The organism is Leclercia adecarboxylata (genome assembly GCF_006171285.1).
GTDB classification, from domain to species: domain Bacteria; phylum Pseudomonadota; class Gammaproteobacteria; order Enterobacterales; family Enterobacteriaceae; genus Enterobacter; species Enterobacter barmai.
This window is the reverse complement of sequence record NZ_CP040889.1, coordinates 3,691,106-3,705,719: the sequence shown is the minus strand read 5'-3', so window position 1 is coordinate 3,705,719 and position 14,614 is coordinate 3,691,106. Positions and strand designations below refer to the sequence as shown.

At 55.9% G+C, this 14,614-nt stretch carries 11 protein-coding genes; 5 read left to right on the top strand and 6 right to left on the bottom strand.

The features are described 5' to 3' along the window. Positions 1-40: 40 nt before the first annotated feature. The 4 genes from cydD to infA all read left to right on the top strand — a co-directional run bounded on the left by cydD (position 41) and on the right by infA (position 4,788). Complete coding sequence (cydD, locus tag FHN83_RS19430; RefSeq protein ID WP_139564678.1) at positions 41-1,807, top strand: heme ABC transporter permease/ATP-binding protein CydD; 1,767 nt, start codon at positions 41-43, stop codon at positions 1,805-1,807. Next, positions 1,807-3,528, top strand: a complete 1,722-nt coding sequence (cydC, locus tag FHN83_RS19425; RefSeq protein WP_139564677.1) for a heme ABC transporter ATP-binding protein/permease CydC — start codon at positions 1,807-1,809, stop codon at positions 3,526-3,528. The genes cydD and cydC overlap by 1 nt, the downstream gene beginning before the upstream one ends. Before the next feature lie 47 nt (positions 3,529-3,575). Further along, positions 3,576-4,283 carry a leucyl/phenylalanyl-tRNA--protein transferase gene (gene aat / locus FHN83_RS19420; RefSeq protein ID WP_139564676.1) on the top strand — a complete coding sequence of 236 codons (708 nt, stop codon included), beginning with the start codon at positions 3,576-3,578 and terminating at the stop codon, positions 4,281-4,283. 286 nt (positions 4,284-4,569) lie between these two features. Further along, positions 4,570-4,788, top strand: a complete 219-nt coding sequence (gene infA, locus FHN83_RS19415) for a translation initiation factor IF-1 (RefSeq protein ID WP_001040187.1) — start codon at positions 4,570-4,572, stop codon at positions 4,786-4,788. An 84-nt stretch (positions 4,789-4,872) separates the two neighbouring features. Here the strand turns inward: infA and FHN83_RS19410 are convergent, their stop codons facing one another. From FHN83_RS19410 to FHN83_RS19400, 3 genes are read right to left on the bottom strand one after another with little or no spacing between them, the layout of a single operon-like run. Then, positions 4,873-6,435 (bottom strand): carbohydrate porin, encoded by a 1,563-nt coding sequence (locus FHN83_RS19410; RefSeq protein ID WP_139564675.1) that lies wholly within the window; start codon positions 6,433-6,435, stop codon positions 4,873-4,875. Between the two features lie 29 nt (positions 6,436-6,464). After that, positions 6,465-7,844, bottom strand: coding sequence for a glycoside-pentoside-hexuronide (GPH):cation symporter (locus FHN83_RS19405; RefSeq protein WP_139564674.1), 1,380 nt, complete (start codon positions 7,842-7,844; stop codon positions 6,465-6,467). 24 nt (positions 7,845-7,868) lie between these two features. Then, entirely contained in the window at positions 7,869-9,434 is a 1,566-nt protein-coding gene (locus FHN83_RS19400; RefSeq protein WP_139564673.1) for a family 78 glycoside hydrolase catalytic domain, read from the bottom strand. A gap of 198 nt (positions 9,435-9,632) precedes the next feature. Between FHN83_RS19400 and FHN83_RS19395 the strand changes: the two genes are divergently transcribed. Beyond that, complete coding sequence (locus FHN83_RS19395; protein WP_139564672.1) at positions 9,633-10,454, top strand: helix-turn-helix domain-containing protein; 822 nt, start codon at positions 9,633-9,635, stop codon at positions 10,452-10,454. Between the two features lie 31 nt (positions 10,455-10,485). On the opposite strand, the gene FHN83_RS19390 is transcribed toward FHN83_RS19395, so the two are convergent. The 3 genes from FHN83_RS19390 to clpS all read right to left on the bottom strand — a co-directional run bounded on the left by FHN83_RS19390 (position 10,486) and on the right by clpS (position 14,299). Further along, complete coding sequence (locus FHN83_RS19390) at positions 10,486-10,899, bottom strand: hypothetical protein (protein WP_139564671.1); 414 nt, start codon at positions 10,897-10,899, stop codon at positions 10,486-10,488. A 772-nt stretch (positions 10,900-11,671) separates the two neighbouring features. After that, on the bottom strand, positions 11,672-13,948 hold the full coding sequence (gene clpA, locus FHN83_RS19380; RefSeq protein ID WP_039029507.1) for an ATP-dependent Clp protease ATP-binding subunit ClpA: 2,277 nt from the start codon (positions 13,946-13,948) through the stop codon (positions 11,672-11,674). 30 nt (positions 13,949-13,978) lie between these two features. Further along, positions 13,979-14,299, bottom strand: a complete 321-nt coding sequence (gene clpS, locus FHN83_RS19375) for an ATP-dependent Clp protease adapter ClpS (RefSeq protein WP_032617325.1) — start codon at positions 14,297-14,299, stop codon at positions 13,979-13,981. Positions 14,300-14,614: the final 315 nt, after the last annotated feature.

The following is a 14,614-nucleotide window of genomic DNA, read 5'->3' as shown; positions in this document are numbered from 1 at the left end:
CCGTGCCCAATACCTAATAACATCACCTGCAAAGCACGCAATGGAAAAAACCCGTCAACAAGAGTTAACACGCTGGCTTAAACAGCAAAGCGTTCTTTCCCGCCGCTGGCTGAATATTTCCCGTCTTTTAGGGTTTATCAGCGGACTGTTGATTGTTGGCCAGGCATGGCTGCTGGCCCGCATTCTTAACCATATGATCATGGAAAATATCCCGCGGGAGGCTCTGTTACTGCCTTTCATTGTGCTGATCCTTGTTTTTATCCTGCGTGCCTGGGTGGTCTGGTTGCGTGAGCGCGTTGGTTTTCACGCCGGACAGAATATCCGCTATGAAATTCGCCGCCAGGTGCTCGACAGGCTGCAGGAGGCCGGGCCCGCCTGGATCCAGGGCAAGCCTGCCGGAAGCTGGGCGACGCTCATCCTAGAGCAAATCGATGATATGCACGACTACTATGCCCGCTATCTGCCCCAGATGGCGCTGGCCGCTTTTGTTCCCCTGCTGATTGTGCTCGCCATTTTCCCTTATAACTGGGTTGCCGCGCTGATCCTGCTGGGTACCGCCCCGCTGATCCCGCTGTTTATGGCGATGGTCGGTATGGGGGCCGCCGACGCCAACCGCCGCAACTTCCTGGCGCTCGGCCGGCTTAGCGGCCATTTCCTTGACCGCCTGCGCGGCATGGAGACGCTGCGTATTTTTGGTCGTGGCGAAGCCGAAACCGAAAACATTCGCCACGCCTCCCAGGATTTCCGCCAGCGCACCATGGAAGTGTTACGCCTGGCGTTTCTCTCCTCAGGGGTGCTGGAGTTCTTTACCTCCCTGTCCATTGCGCTGGTTGCCGTCTATTTTGGTTTCTCCTACCTCGGCGCCCTCGATTTCGGTCATTACGGTACCGCTGTGACCCTCTCCGCAGGCTTCCTGGCACTGATTCTGGCGCCGGAGTTTTTCCAGCCATTGCGCGATCTGGGCACTTTTTATCACGCGAAGGCCCAGGCAGTGGGCGCGGCCGACAGTCTGAAAACCTTCCTTGAAACGCCGCTTGCCCATCCGCAGCGCGGCGACGTGACCCTGAGCACCAGCAAACCGGTCAGCGTGGAGGCCGAAGATTTCTGCGTCCTCTCGCCGGAGGGCAAAGTGCTGGCAGGGCCATTAAACTTCACCCTGGCGGCAGGCCAGCGGGTGGTGCTGGTGGGTACCAGCGGCTCGGGCAAAAGCTCGCTGCTGAATGCGTTATCTGGCTTTATGGCCTACAGCGGCACGTTGCGAATCAACCAGGTTGAGCTCTCTGCGCTCGATCCTGACGAGTGGCGCACCCACTTAAGCTGGGTGGGTCAGAACCCGCAGCTTCCGGCAGCCACGCTGCGGGAAAACGTGCTGCTGGCGCGCCCGGACGCCAGCGAAGAAGAGTTGCAGTCGGTGCTCGATCGGGCGTGGGTCAGCGAGTTTCTCCCCCTTCTTCCGAATGGCGTGGACACGGTGGTGGGCGATCAGTCGGCGGGGCTCTCCGTCGGCCAGGCACAGCGTATTGCCGTGGCCCGCGCCCTGCTCAACCCGTGCCAGCTTTTACTGCTGGATGAGCCCGCCGCCAGCCTGGATGCGCACAGTGAACAGCGCGTGATGCTGGCCCTGGATGCCGCATCGCAGCAGCAGACCACGCTGATGGTAACCCACCAGCTGGAGGGCATCGCTCAGTGGGATCAGATTTGGGTCATGGAAAACGGCCAGCTTGTTGAGCAGGGCGATTACGCTACGCTCGCGGCGGCACAGGGTCCGTTTGCGGCCCTGCTGGCAAACCGTCAGGAGGAGATCTGATGCGCGCTTTACTGCCTTATCTGGCGCTGTATATGCGCCACAAATGGATGCTGACGCTGGGCGTGGTGCTGGCGATTGTCACCCTGCTGGCCAGCATCGGCCTGTTAACGCTCTCCGGCTGGTTCCTCTCTGCCTCGGCGGTAGCCGGGTTTGCCGGACTGTACAGCTTCAACTATATGCTGCCTGCCGCCGGGGTGCGCGGCACGGCGATCACCCGTACCGCCGGGCGCTACTTTGAACGTCTGGTCAGCCATGACGCGACCTTCCGCGTCCTGCAACACCTGCGCGTAACCACCTTCAGCAAGTTGCTCCCCCTCTCCCCTGCCGGACTGGCGCGCTATCGCCAGGGCGAACTGCTTAACCGCGTTGTCGCGGACGTCGATACTCTTGATCACCTCTACCTGCGCGTCATCTCCCCGCTGGTGGGTGCGCTGGTGGTGATTGTGGTCGTCACCCTCGGGCTGTGCCTGCTGGATGTTCACATTGCGCTGGTACTCGGCGGGATCATGCTCGCGACGCTCTTTGTATTACCGCCCCTGTTTTACCGGGCCGGGAAACCGACCGGCGAAAACCTGACCCGTCTGCGCGGCGAGTATCGCCAGCAGCTGACGGGCTGGCTGCAGGGTCAGGCGGAGCTGACGATCTTTGGTGCCAGCCGTCGCTATCGCGCGCAGATGGAAAATACCGAGCTTAACTGGCACGAAGCCCAGCGCAAGCAGTCCGAGTTAACGGCCCTGTCACAGGCGTTGATGCTGTTGATTGGCGGAGGCGCAGTAATGGCGATGCTGTGGATGGCTTCTGGCGGCGTGGGCGATAACACCCAGCCGGGCCCGCTCATTGCGCTTTTTGTCTTCTGTGCGCTGGCGGCGTTCGAAGCTCTAGCTCCGGTGACCGGTGCGTTTCAGCACCTGGGACAGGTGGTGGCCTCGGCGCTGCGCATCACGCAAATCACCGGTCAGGAGCCTGAGGTACAGTTCAGCACCGCTGCGTCTGAAGTGCCTGAGCAGCTGGCTCTGCGTCTAGCGGATGTGAGCTTTGCCTACGACGGTCAGGCCCAGCCCGCGCTGGACCATATTAATCTGACGATCCCCGCAGGTGCCCACGTTGCGGTGCTGGGACGCACGGGCTGCGGTAAATCCACGCTGTTGCAGCTTTTGACCCGCGCCTGGGATCCGGCGCAGGGAGAGATCCTGTTCAACGACACGCCCCTGATGCAGATGAGCGAGCCAGCCCTGCGCAAAACGGTAAGCGTGGTGCCGCAGCGGGTCCATCTTTTCAGCGCCACCCTGCGGGACAACCTGCTGTTAGCGGCTCCCGGCACCGCCGATGAAGTTTTGGGTGCGATGCTGGAAAAAGTGGGTCTGCACAAGCTGCTGGAAGACGAAGGGCTCAACAGCTGGCTCGGTGAAGGCGGCCGTCAGCTTTCCGGTGGCGAGCTGCGCCGTCTGGCGATTGCCCGCGCGCTGCTGCACAATGCGCCGCTGATGTTGCTGGATGAACCGACCGAGGGGCTGGACGCCACAACGGAGCGGCAAATCCTTGATTTACTGAAAGAAGAGATGCAAGGCAAAACGGTGCTGATGGTGACGCACCGCCTGCGCGGCCTGGCGGATTTCGATCAAATTATTGTGATGGACAACGGACACATTATTGAGCAAGGTAATCACGCTGAACTGTTGGCAAAACAGGGCCGCTACTACCAGTTTAAACAACGTCTGTAGTCTATATTTGAACCGATCCCCACTTTGCGTACTGGAGTTTTGTTGTCATGCGCCTGGTCCAGCTTTCTCGTCACTCTCTTGCGTTCCCTTCTCCGGAAGGGGCGCTGCGCGAACCCAATGGTTTGCTGGCCCTGGGCGGCGATCTGAGCCCGTCGCGTTTACTGATGGCGTACCAGCGCGGGATTTTTCCGTGGTTTTCTCCCGGCGATCCGATCTTATGGTGGTCGCCCGACCCCCGCGCCGTTATGTGGCCTGCGGAATTTCATATCAGCCGCAGCATGAAACGCTTTCACGCGCGCTCCCCTTATCGCGTCACCCTCAACCACGCGTTTGGCCAGGTGATCCAGGGGTGCGCCAACGATCGCTTCGAAGGAACCTGGATCACACCCGAGGTGATCGCCGCCTATCATCGCCTGCATGAGCTGGGTTATGCCCATTCAATTGAGGTGTGGGACGATAAAAACGAGCTGGTGGGCGGAATGTACGGTGTGGCGCAGGGTACGCTGTTCTGCGGCGAATCGATGTTCAGCCGGGCGGTTAACGCCTCGAAAACCGCACTGCTGGTTTTCTGCGAGCGTTTTGCCCGCAGCGGCGGGAAATTAGTTGATTGCCAGGTGCTGAACGAACATACCGCCTCTCTCGGCGCGGTCGAGATCTCCCGCCATGAATATCTGGCGCAGCTGGCAACCCTGCGCATGCAAAAATTACCGCAGAACTTCTGGGTGCCAGCGACGTTATTTATGCCCCAAAGATAAATGTTTTCCGCATATTTTTCCTCAAGGTGCTATAATTCTGCCGCAGAGTAGGTTCTGCCTGTTGCCCCGCCGCCGTTTGGGAATAGTTCGCATCCGATAACGCCCTATCGTTTATCCTGCCACCTCCCCTTTACGTATGCGCTTTTCGTACGGTTCATCCGTGACGTCCGGGTAATACGCTGAAACTGCTTTGCTGCGTTTTAAACGCGCAAATCTTTACTTAATTGATGAATTTCGGCATTATCTTGCCGGTTCAAAACTTGGTAGTGATACCCCAGAGGATTAGATGGCCAAAGAAGACAATATTGAAATGCAGGGTACCGTTCTCGAAACGTTGCCTAACACCATGTTTCGCGTAGAACTGGAAAACGGTCACGTCGTTACCGCGCATATCTCCGGTAAAATGCGTAAGAACTATATCCGTATTCTGACGGGCGACAAAGTGACTGTTGAGCTGACCCCGTACGACCTGAGCAAAGGCCGCATTGTCTTCCGTAGTCGCTAAGAGTTTTTCGCCGCGAATGGCGTAGTGTAGTAAAAATAATCAAGGCCGGGATATCCCGGCCTTTTTGTTGGCTGTTACGCGACGTTAAAACCAGATTTCGGTCTGCACACCAAAATTCCATGTCCCGCCCGCAGTGAACCCTGCGCTACCAAAGTCGTCGTTAATAGCATACCGATCCAGCTCTTTATCCCAGTTCATATATGTGGCAAACAGGCGGATCTCCGGACGCGCTTTGATATCAAACACGTTGCCTACTTTGAACGTCGGGGCAAAGGTCAGCTTGTAAAAGTCCCCTTTCACCGCCTGATACTGGTGTACGTCCCCATCCGATCGATAGGTGCGCCCGTTGGGATCCAGATCCATATACTGCCAGGACGCCTCATACAGCAGGGCAAAATGCGGGGTTAGCGCCTGTGAGGCACGAAGGTTAAAGGTCGCCCAGTCATAACGGTCGCCGTCACGATAACGATCTTCGCTGTGCTGAGCGATGACTGACGGCGCGATTTCCCAGTTTTTCGCCACCGGCAGAATACCGTAAGAGGCGAAGCGCAGAGAGGTGGCATTATCCGTGAGATCGCCGTCGCTGCCCGGCTGGCGCGCTTCGGCTCCTAACCCGCCGCCAAACTGCAGCGCTGTTTCCGATAACCCCTTCGTCAGGCCATAAAACTGCTGTTTGTCGTGATAAGCCAGCATCACGTAATAACCGTTTTGCGCAGTGTTGTCGCTGCGCAGGGCATAGCTTCCGGTCGAGGAGGTGTTGTCCTTGAGATCGTCGTTGCCCTGGGCCGTCATCCCGGTGAGCATCAGCTGCCAGTTACCGTAGAAGTGGTTGGCGGTCAGCATCAGGTTCTGGATGTCGTTGTCTTCATAGTGCGAGCTACCAAGATCGCCGAAATTGCGGCCATACAGGGAGTAATCACCTTTCAGGTTATTGGTCCACTGCACGTCGTAGATCCCGGCCCCGGTGCCGCCGAGGAACATGATGTCGCTGTCGGTAAAGTGAATATCAAAGTTATCGCGATCGAAACGCTTCCCGGCCCACAGATAAGCGTTTTTCGCCGGCCCGGAAAATTCGGCGAAGTTGCCCATCTCCACATACATCTGGCGCACGTTGATATGGTGGCTGTCGTTGTCCTGCACCCAGGGATCGGGGTTGGTAGCCCCATCGGCAATCATGGTTTTAAAGTGAGCCCAGGAGCCATCGTCAAAAGTCATGCGCTTGCCAAAACTAAGCTCGATGTAATTGTCTTCCTCATTACCCAAACGCCCGACGTGCGCGTCGCCATTAAGCGAGCTGGCCGGTGACACGCCCGGGCCGCCACGCGCCCCTTTGCCGTGGTTATTAATCAGCAGCCCGGAACGGGCATATGCGTTAAATTCGAATCCATCGCTGAGCGCGTTTTGCTTCTGCTTCTGGCTGACGGTCTCCACTTTCTTTTCGGTAGCCTGAGTTTGCTGGCTTAGTGTGGCTAATTTTGCCTCCGCCTGTGAGGCACGCTGTTCAGCCTCGGCAGTTCGTTGTTCCGCTGCGTTCAGGCGCTGCTCCAGCAGAGCCAGGCGTTGTTCCACACTTTGCGCGTCGGCAAAGACATATGAGGGCGAAAAAAGGGCGCAGCAAACCGCTGCGCTAATCACAGAGATACGCATAGATGTCCTGTTATCAGAAAGAGGTCAGATTAAATAACGGCGGATTTTTTGAGTTCTGGTGCGCCGTCCGGGGCGTAGATGCCAGCATCAAGGTCCGCGCGGATCGCCGCGAAGCTGTCGTCAAGCCGGTAGAAGCGCCCGATCCAGATCATCGACGCCACGATGAGCCCGGCGGGGATCCACAGGTAGCAGGCCTGGATCGCCAGCAGGGCTGACGAGGTCTGCGCCGCGTTTGCCACATAGCCGCCCGAGGAGAGCAAGAAACCGGTGATCGCCCCTGCCCCCGCCATCGCCACTTTACCGAGGAAGCCGTTGATGGAGGTCAGAATGCCTGCGGTGTTAATCCCGGTTTTCCAGACGCCGTAATCCACCGGATCGGCCTGCATGGAGAAGTAGATCGCGGTGCGTTGCCCTGCGCCGAGCGACAGGACGATAGCCCCGATAACCAGCCCCCAGTAGTTGATGCCCGCCGCCATCATGATCCCCATCCCGACAAGGTTAACCGTACTGGCGACCAGATAGACATGGCGTTTTTTCATTAAGCCTGCGAGGAACGGCACCGTCAGCGTCCCGAGCAGCGGCACGAAGGAGGAGATCCCGGCCACCAGGGCGGTCAGTTCGCTGCTGCCCACGTAGTAGTGGAAGAAATAGACCAGCGCCCCCGTCTGGAAGAAGAATGCCCCCCACATCAGGAAGATATTCAGCGCGAACACCTTCCACGGGGTGTTGGATTTCAGGCCGGTCCAGGCACGTTTCAACGTCATGCGCTCCTGGGTAATACTGATTTTCTCCTCCACGTTGCGGAAGCTGATCAGCAGGAAGAAAGTGGCGATTACCCCGAATACCACGGCGGTATAGAGGAAACCCTGGGCCTGATTGCCCTGTCCTAACGCTCCGACCAGTGGCAGCGTGGCCACCGCCACAATAGTGGATCCCAGCGAGCCGAGCAGAATACGCACTGCGGATAAGGTGGTGCGCTCCTGGGAATCCGCCGTCAGGAACGGCAGCATCGCGCAGAAAGGAATGTTGACGATGGTGTAGAGGAACGAGAGGCACAGGTAGGTGATAAATGCATACACCAGCTTGCCGGTGGTGCCAAAATCAGGCACGTAAAATGCCAGAATACACATCAGCCCGAAGGGTACCGCACCAAACAGCAGCCACGGACGGCAACCCCCCCAGCGGGTGGTGGTGTTGTCGATCATAAGACCCATCAACACATCCGCCACCCCGTCCACCAGCCGTGTCACCAGGAACATGATCCCCACCCAGTAGGCCGGGAGGTTCATTACGTCGGTATAGAAAAACATCAGGTATAGCGAAATTAACTGCCAGACCAGGTTACAGGAGAGATCGGCAATCCCGTAACCTAACCGTTGCCGCCATAGGGTAAAGAAGGTTTTAGCCATTTTGTTCACTTTATTGTTGTGTTATCAGAGGCCGAACTGGCGAATAAACCAGGCCGGGGTACAGCTCCATGCATGGCAGTAACTGTTGATGAGCTTACTGCCATACGGGGAGAAGTCAGGTCTTTGCGGATCAAATAATTCCCAAAAGGTGTCCGCCCCGTCATCTACCATCGCCCCCCAGTAAGCTTTTATCTCGGCCACGGCACGCTCACGCAAGCCGCATTTCAACAGCGCGGCGATAAAGTGGTGGCGTAGATAGGGAGTGTTCATGCCGATGGACGGCGGCGACTGTAGTAAATTCGTCATAACATTTAGCTGGTGTGCAGCATTGCCCACATCGGCCAGCACCAGCCAGATTTGCGAGGCGGCGCTGATCTGGCGCGCGGAACCGCTGATGTAGAAGCCGCTTGCTTCATCCCAGAGTTGATGCGCAGCACGTTTCACCCACGTCAGTTGATCGTGCAGGAAAGCAACCTGTTCAGGAGCGCAGACTTCCGCCAGCCGCACAGCTTTATCGATGCAGTAGATCAGCACTCCCTGGGAGGCCGCCTGCTTATTGAGCCGATCGTGCCAGTCGATAAACGACCACCATTCATCGCTGTCTGTTACCAGGCCTGCTTCGCAACGCGCCAACGCCAGCTCGACCTGACGGAAGGCAATCGGCCACAGCTCACGGGCGGTGGAGATATCCCCGGTCACCTGCAGGTAGTTGTAGAGCGTATCGACAAAAAAGAGAGAATAATCAAACAGGAAGGTATCATCCGCCCTCACCTCGGGACGGACAAAAATATTGGCTGAGACCATTCCGTCCTCCCGGCGATGACCGGCAAACAGGTACAGGCAGCGGCGCACCAGATCGTGATTGGCAAAAGTGACGTCATTCACCAGGGCCTGTAACCGGAGGTCACCCAGCCATAAACGCCGATCCCGCTTCGGCCCGTCCTCAAACACCTCCTGCATGCAGTTACGCAGGGTTCTGACAGCCACTTCATCAATTTTCAGCAGCTGTGGGTCGGTGGCGTTGCAGGGTGGATATTCATCTGGCGCCGAGCTGACGCTATTTAACGTGATTTGCTTAAAGCGCAGCTGATATTTGGGCGAAAGCGCTACAACCCGCACCTTCAGATAACGAAAACAGTAGCGACGTGCGAGGGTAATATCCGCTGGCAGGACGTCAATATATTCATGGTGTTGTTGCAACCAGCTGCTGCTTAACCATCCCTGATAGTCGCTGAAAGGCTCTGCCATTTCGCACAACGTTTCGCCAAAAATAAACTCCAGATGGGCGGGGGCATCCGGTGGGCTGCCCGCGGCTTCGCAGATGAAATTTAACCAGCCGACACCGTGGGTGCCAAAATCCAGAATAAAGGAATCTCCCGGGGAAAAGGGTTGCTTCAGCCAGGTGCAGGCATCGGCCACCTTTTCCGCACGCCAGCCGTGGAGGGCATGACTGTCGGGAACGGTGTTGATCACGCTGACGGGAGAAATCGCCTGCGAATGGAGCGTTGGCATCAATGCACTGGCGGTGGCCAGGAGCTGTTCGTCGCGATACATGGTGAGATTATGGTGTTGCTGAAGTGCCTGAGACATACTGCGCCCTCTGTAAGATTTCAGGCAGAATAGAGGCGATGGGGAGTTGAGAGCCACTCTCAGATTGCCAACTCCAAACGCAGTTTGGCAGTGTCAGTGAGGTCAGCCCGAGTATGTTCACATTTTGAAAAACAGGGCTTCTTAAGCGGTGAGAAATCAATTATCGTGCTCGCAGCTTTTCATGTGGCAGGATAATTTATGAACACTTTAACCGTTGCGCATTATTTCAAATCCACAGACGACAAACTCGCCCTTTATAAAAGCGACCCGGAAGATAACAGCTGCGAACATTGTCATGAATTTGATGAACTGGTTATTGTTGAGCAAGGACATGGCCTGCACATTATTAATGGACGCCCTCTCTATATTCAGCAAGGGGATATTTTTTACGTCCAGCGTGGCGACCACCATTTTTATGATGAGCTGGGTACACTCAAACTGATTAATATCCTGATAAACCCTGTGGCTGAATTTGTTTTTTTACAGCACACCGTTTCCCTGCTGGAACGCTTCTCAGTGCGGGATGCCAGCTGCTACACCTGGCTGGCGCCGGAGATCCGCATGCAGTGCAATTCCCTGATCGATAAAATATTCAGTGCCCAGCCGCTGCAGGTTGAACAGCGGGAGTCACTCTTTTTCCAGCTGGTGAATACGCTGCTCCAGGCGCAGTCGGACGTTAACCACAATAACACCCGCTATAAACTGCATAAGCTGCTTAATCATCTCCAGGAAAACTGTTTTGAAGAGTATGACTGGAACGATCTGGCTAAGCAGTTTCATTTAACCCCGCGCACAGCATTCCGTCATATTAAAGCCGCGACAGGCATGACACCGGAAAATTATATTAAACACCTGCGACTGGTCTCCGCCCGGGTAAAAGTGCGCGAAACCGACATGACCATTACCGAGATTGCTTTCCTGTGCGGTTTCGCTAACAGTAGCCATTTCAGCACCCTGTATAAAAAGGTCTTTGCCATTACCCCGAGCGAAGAGCGTAAACGGGCTGAAATGGCCAGTTAAGGCGCCCGGGCTCGCCAGGCGCAAATGCGTATCAGTGGATATGCACCACCGTCAGATCGGCCAGCATCGCATGGGAAATCTCGTGCAGTAACCCGGTGAGATGCGGGAGCATTTCGCGATCGAAGTGCGACACCAGCAGTACATGGTTTAAGGCCCGGCAGTAATCGCACTGGGCTTCGGTGCTGTCCAGCAGCCACTCTTGCTTGTGCGTGGGCGGGATCTCCGTCTCATCCAGCACGCGAAAATCTGTCATCGAATTTTCCAGCTCATTTTTGAATGCGTCCAGGTATGCCGCAAGGCAGCGGCAGACGGGCTGCGTTTGCGGTAGTGAGTCGCAATCGACGAGGATTTCGGTGAGCAGGTTGCAACGCGCGGCCAGGGTAGAGAGATCTGGGGTGCTGAGTTCGAGTTCGCTGTAAAGGTGAGCAATAGTTTGATTTTCCATATTCGCAATTCCATATTAAAGCTGAAAAACTACCACCTGAAACGCCAACTTCGGGTGGCAGACTGAACCGGATTGGCGTACCGACAATATGGAAAATCGGCGCTTCAAAAGAAGCCCCGGTTCAGCCCACCATAATTGAAGAAGCCCATTATATTCGCTACTTACAAAAGTGTGAACGAAACCTGTGGTGCTGCCTTAGCAACATCATTTCCATATTTATTAATCAGGACGCCAATCCTGGCACCTGATTTTGCAGGTGCATCGCCATTCTATTACTGTGGTTTTATCCAGCAATACAGCTATTTAAATTCTGGATAACGCCTCGCAAAATTTTGATGTGGGCCGAGCACGGGTTGAGAGGAATATGCGGCTTAATTAGTCGTTCCGTTCACTTTACGTTCCTTGCTTCTCTGATACGCCGGAACCGGTGAACGTGCCAGGGGGGCTCGCCGCCTCCCCCCTGGCTACCCCGGCTCCCGGCAAAGAAAATCGCCGCTGCGCGGTCCCCTCAGCTTGTTCCTACAGGCTTTCGGGTCGGGCACCAGCCTGCATCCATGCAGGCTATGCCCTCTCGGCGCGTCCATGCGCCTCGCCCCGGCCTTCCGGAAACGCTTCGGCGATTTTCAGCCGGACCTGGTCATCGCTGTAAGTATCAATTCACCTTTGATTCCTTTATCGCTTCAGATAAACAAAATTACCAACCCGGCCACATCCGTAAAAAGGCCATAAAAAAACCGGGCTTTCACCCGGTTTTTATCATCACATAACAGCGTTAGTGAGCCGCTTCCGGCTTATGCTTCGCCGCACTCTGGAAATCATACGTCAGCTCATTCTTCGCCTGATCCAGGGCCACCGTCACCTGCCCACCATCCACAAGCGAACCAAACAGCAGCTCGTTAGCCAACGGTTTTTTCAGGTTGTCCTGAATCACACGCGCCATCGGACGTGCACCCATCGCACGATCGTAGCCTTTCTCTGCCAGCCAGTTGCGGGCTTCCTGACTCACTTCCAGGGAGACCCCTTTCTGATCCAGCTGAACCTGCAGCTCGACGATGAACTTATCCACCACCTGATGGATCACCTCAGTAGACAGATGATCGAACCAGATAATGTTGTCCAGACGGTTACGGAACTCCGGCGTAAAGACCTTCTTGATCTCTTCCATTGCATCGGTGCTGTTATCCTGGTGGATCAGGCCGATGGACTTACGCTCGGTCTCGCGCACCCCGGCGTTGGTGGTCATCACCATCACCACGTTGCGGAAGTCCGCCTTGCGCCCGTTGTTGTCGGTCAGCGTCCCGTTGTCCATCACCTGCAACAGCAGGTTAAAGACGTCCGGGTGCGCTTTCTCAATCTCATCGAGGAGCAGAACCGCGTGCGGATGCTTGATCACCGCATCGGTGAGCAGGCCGCCCTGGTCAAAGCCCACGTATCCCGGAGGCGCACCGATCAGACGGCTGACGGTGTGACGCTCCATGTACTCGGACATATCAAAGCGCAGCAGCTCAATGCCCAGCGCTTTGGAGAGCTGAACCGTCACCTCGGTTTTCCCCACCCCGGTCGGACCGGCGAACAGGAAGGAACCGACAGGCTTATGATCGTGCCCCAGTCCGGCGCGGGCCATCTTAATGGCTTCGGTTAAGGCCTCAATGGCTTTATCCTGCCCAAAGACCAGCATTTTCAGGCGATCGCCGAGGTTTTTCAGCGTATCGCGGTCGCTCTGAGAAACGCTCTTCTCAGGGATACGCGCGATGCGGGCCACCACGGATTCGATATCCGCCACGTTGACCGTTTTCTTACGCTTGCTGACCGGCATCAGACGCGCACGCGCGCCCGCTTCGTCAATCACGTCAATCGCTTTATCCGGCAGATGACGGTCGTTGATGTATTTCACCGCCAGCTCCACCGCCGCACGCACCGCTTTCGCGGTATAACGCACGTCGTGGTGCGCTTCGTACTTCGGCTTCAGGCCGTTGATGATCTGCACCGTTTCTTCAACCGACGGTTCAGTAATATCGATTTTCTGGAAGCGACGCGCCAGGGCGCGGTCTTTTTCGAAAATATTGCTGAACTCCTGGTAGGTGGTTGAGCCAATCACCCGGATTTTGCCGCTGGAGAGCAGCGGTTTGATCAGGTTGGCGGCATCCACCTGGCCACCCGATGCCGCACCGGCGCCGATGATGGTATGGATCTCGTCGATAAACAGGATGCTGTTGGTATCCTGCTCCAGCTGTTTCAGCAGCGCTTTGAAACGTTTTTCAAAATCACCGCGGTATTTGGTGCCGGCCAGCAGGGAACCGATATCCAGCGAATAGATGGTGCAGTCGGCAATCACTTCCGGGACGTCGCCCTGCACAATGCGCCAGGCCAGCCCTTCGGCGATAGCGGTTTTACCCACGCCAGATTCACCCACCAGCAGCGGGTTGTTCTTACGGCGGCGGCACAGTACCTGAATCGCTCGTTCCAGCTCTTTGTCGCGGCCAATCAGCGGGTCGATACCGCCGACGCGGGCAAGCTGGTTAAGATTGGTGGTGAAGTTTTCCATACGTTCCTCCCCGCCTGCCTGCTCTTCGCTGTTGGCCTGATGGCCGGAATCCGATGCCTGATTCGGCTCGTCTTTTCGCGTTCCGTGAGAGATGAAGTTCACCACATCAAGGCGGCTGACTTCGTGTTTGCGCAGCAGGTACGCGGCTTGCGACTCCTGCTCGCTGAAGATGGCAACCAGCACGTTTGCACCGGTAACTTCGCTACGTCCGGAGGACTGGACGTGGAATACCGCACGCTGGAGTACACGCTGGAAGCTGAGCGTGGGTTGTGTATCGCGCTCCTCTTCACTAACGGGCAGTACAGGTGTGGTCTGTTCGATGAAGGCTTCAAGTTCCTGACGCAGCGCCACCAGGTCCACGGAGCAGGCTTCAAGCGCTTCGCGGGCGGATGGGTTACTGAGCAGTGCAAGCAGCAGGTGCTCGACCGTCATAAACTCATGTCGGTGCTCACGCGCTCTGGCGAAAGCCATGTTTAAACTGAGTTCCAGTTCTTGATTGAGCATAGGCACCTCCCCCAATTTTCATTGCCTTATTCAGGCTTTTTCCAGCGTACACAGCAACGGATGCTCGTTCTCCCTTGCATACTGGTTCACCATTGCCACCTTGGTTTCGGCGACTTCTGCAGTAAAAACACCGCAGATGGCTTTGCCATGATAGTGAACCGTAAGCATCAGTTGCGTTGCACGTTCAACATCATAAGAAAAGAACTTTTGTAGCACGTCAATAACAAATTCCATCGGCGTGTAATCATCGTTCATTAACATAACTTTATACATAGATGGCGGTTTTAGCGCGTCGCGCACTTTATCTTCCGCCAGCTTGTCGAAATCGAGCCAGTCGTTCGTCTTACCCATTGTCAGTCGTCATCTTCGTTTACGGTCTCCGGTCGCGTCTTTCTGAAGCTGACAGGAGGCTATACATAACCTGAATCTACCTCAGATGTCAGATAACTCACATCTATTATTGCCATCCGCGATGTCTGTCACAATACCTGGCAATAGCGTTAACTGCTTCAAATTTTGACGCATTTTTCCCCTCCCTTCCCCGCCAAATGCTTGACGCTGCCTTTGGTTTATCTAAATTGTACAAGCGTGAGTTGGCGAGGTTTTGAACAGCCCCCACTTCACCACCGGTTCATTACATCTAACTCAATAAGATTTACGAAGGAT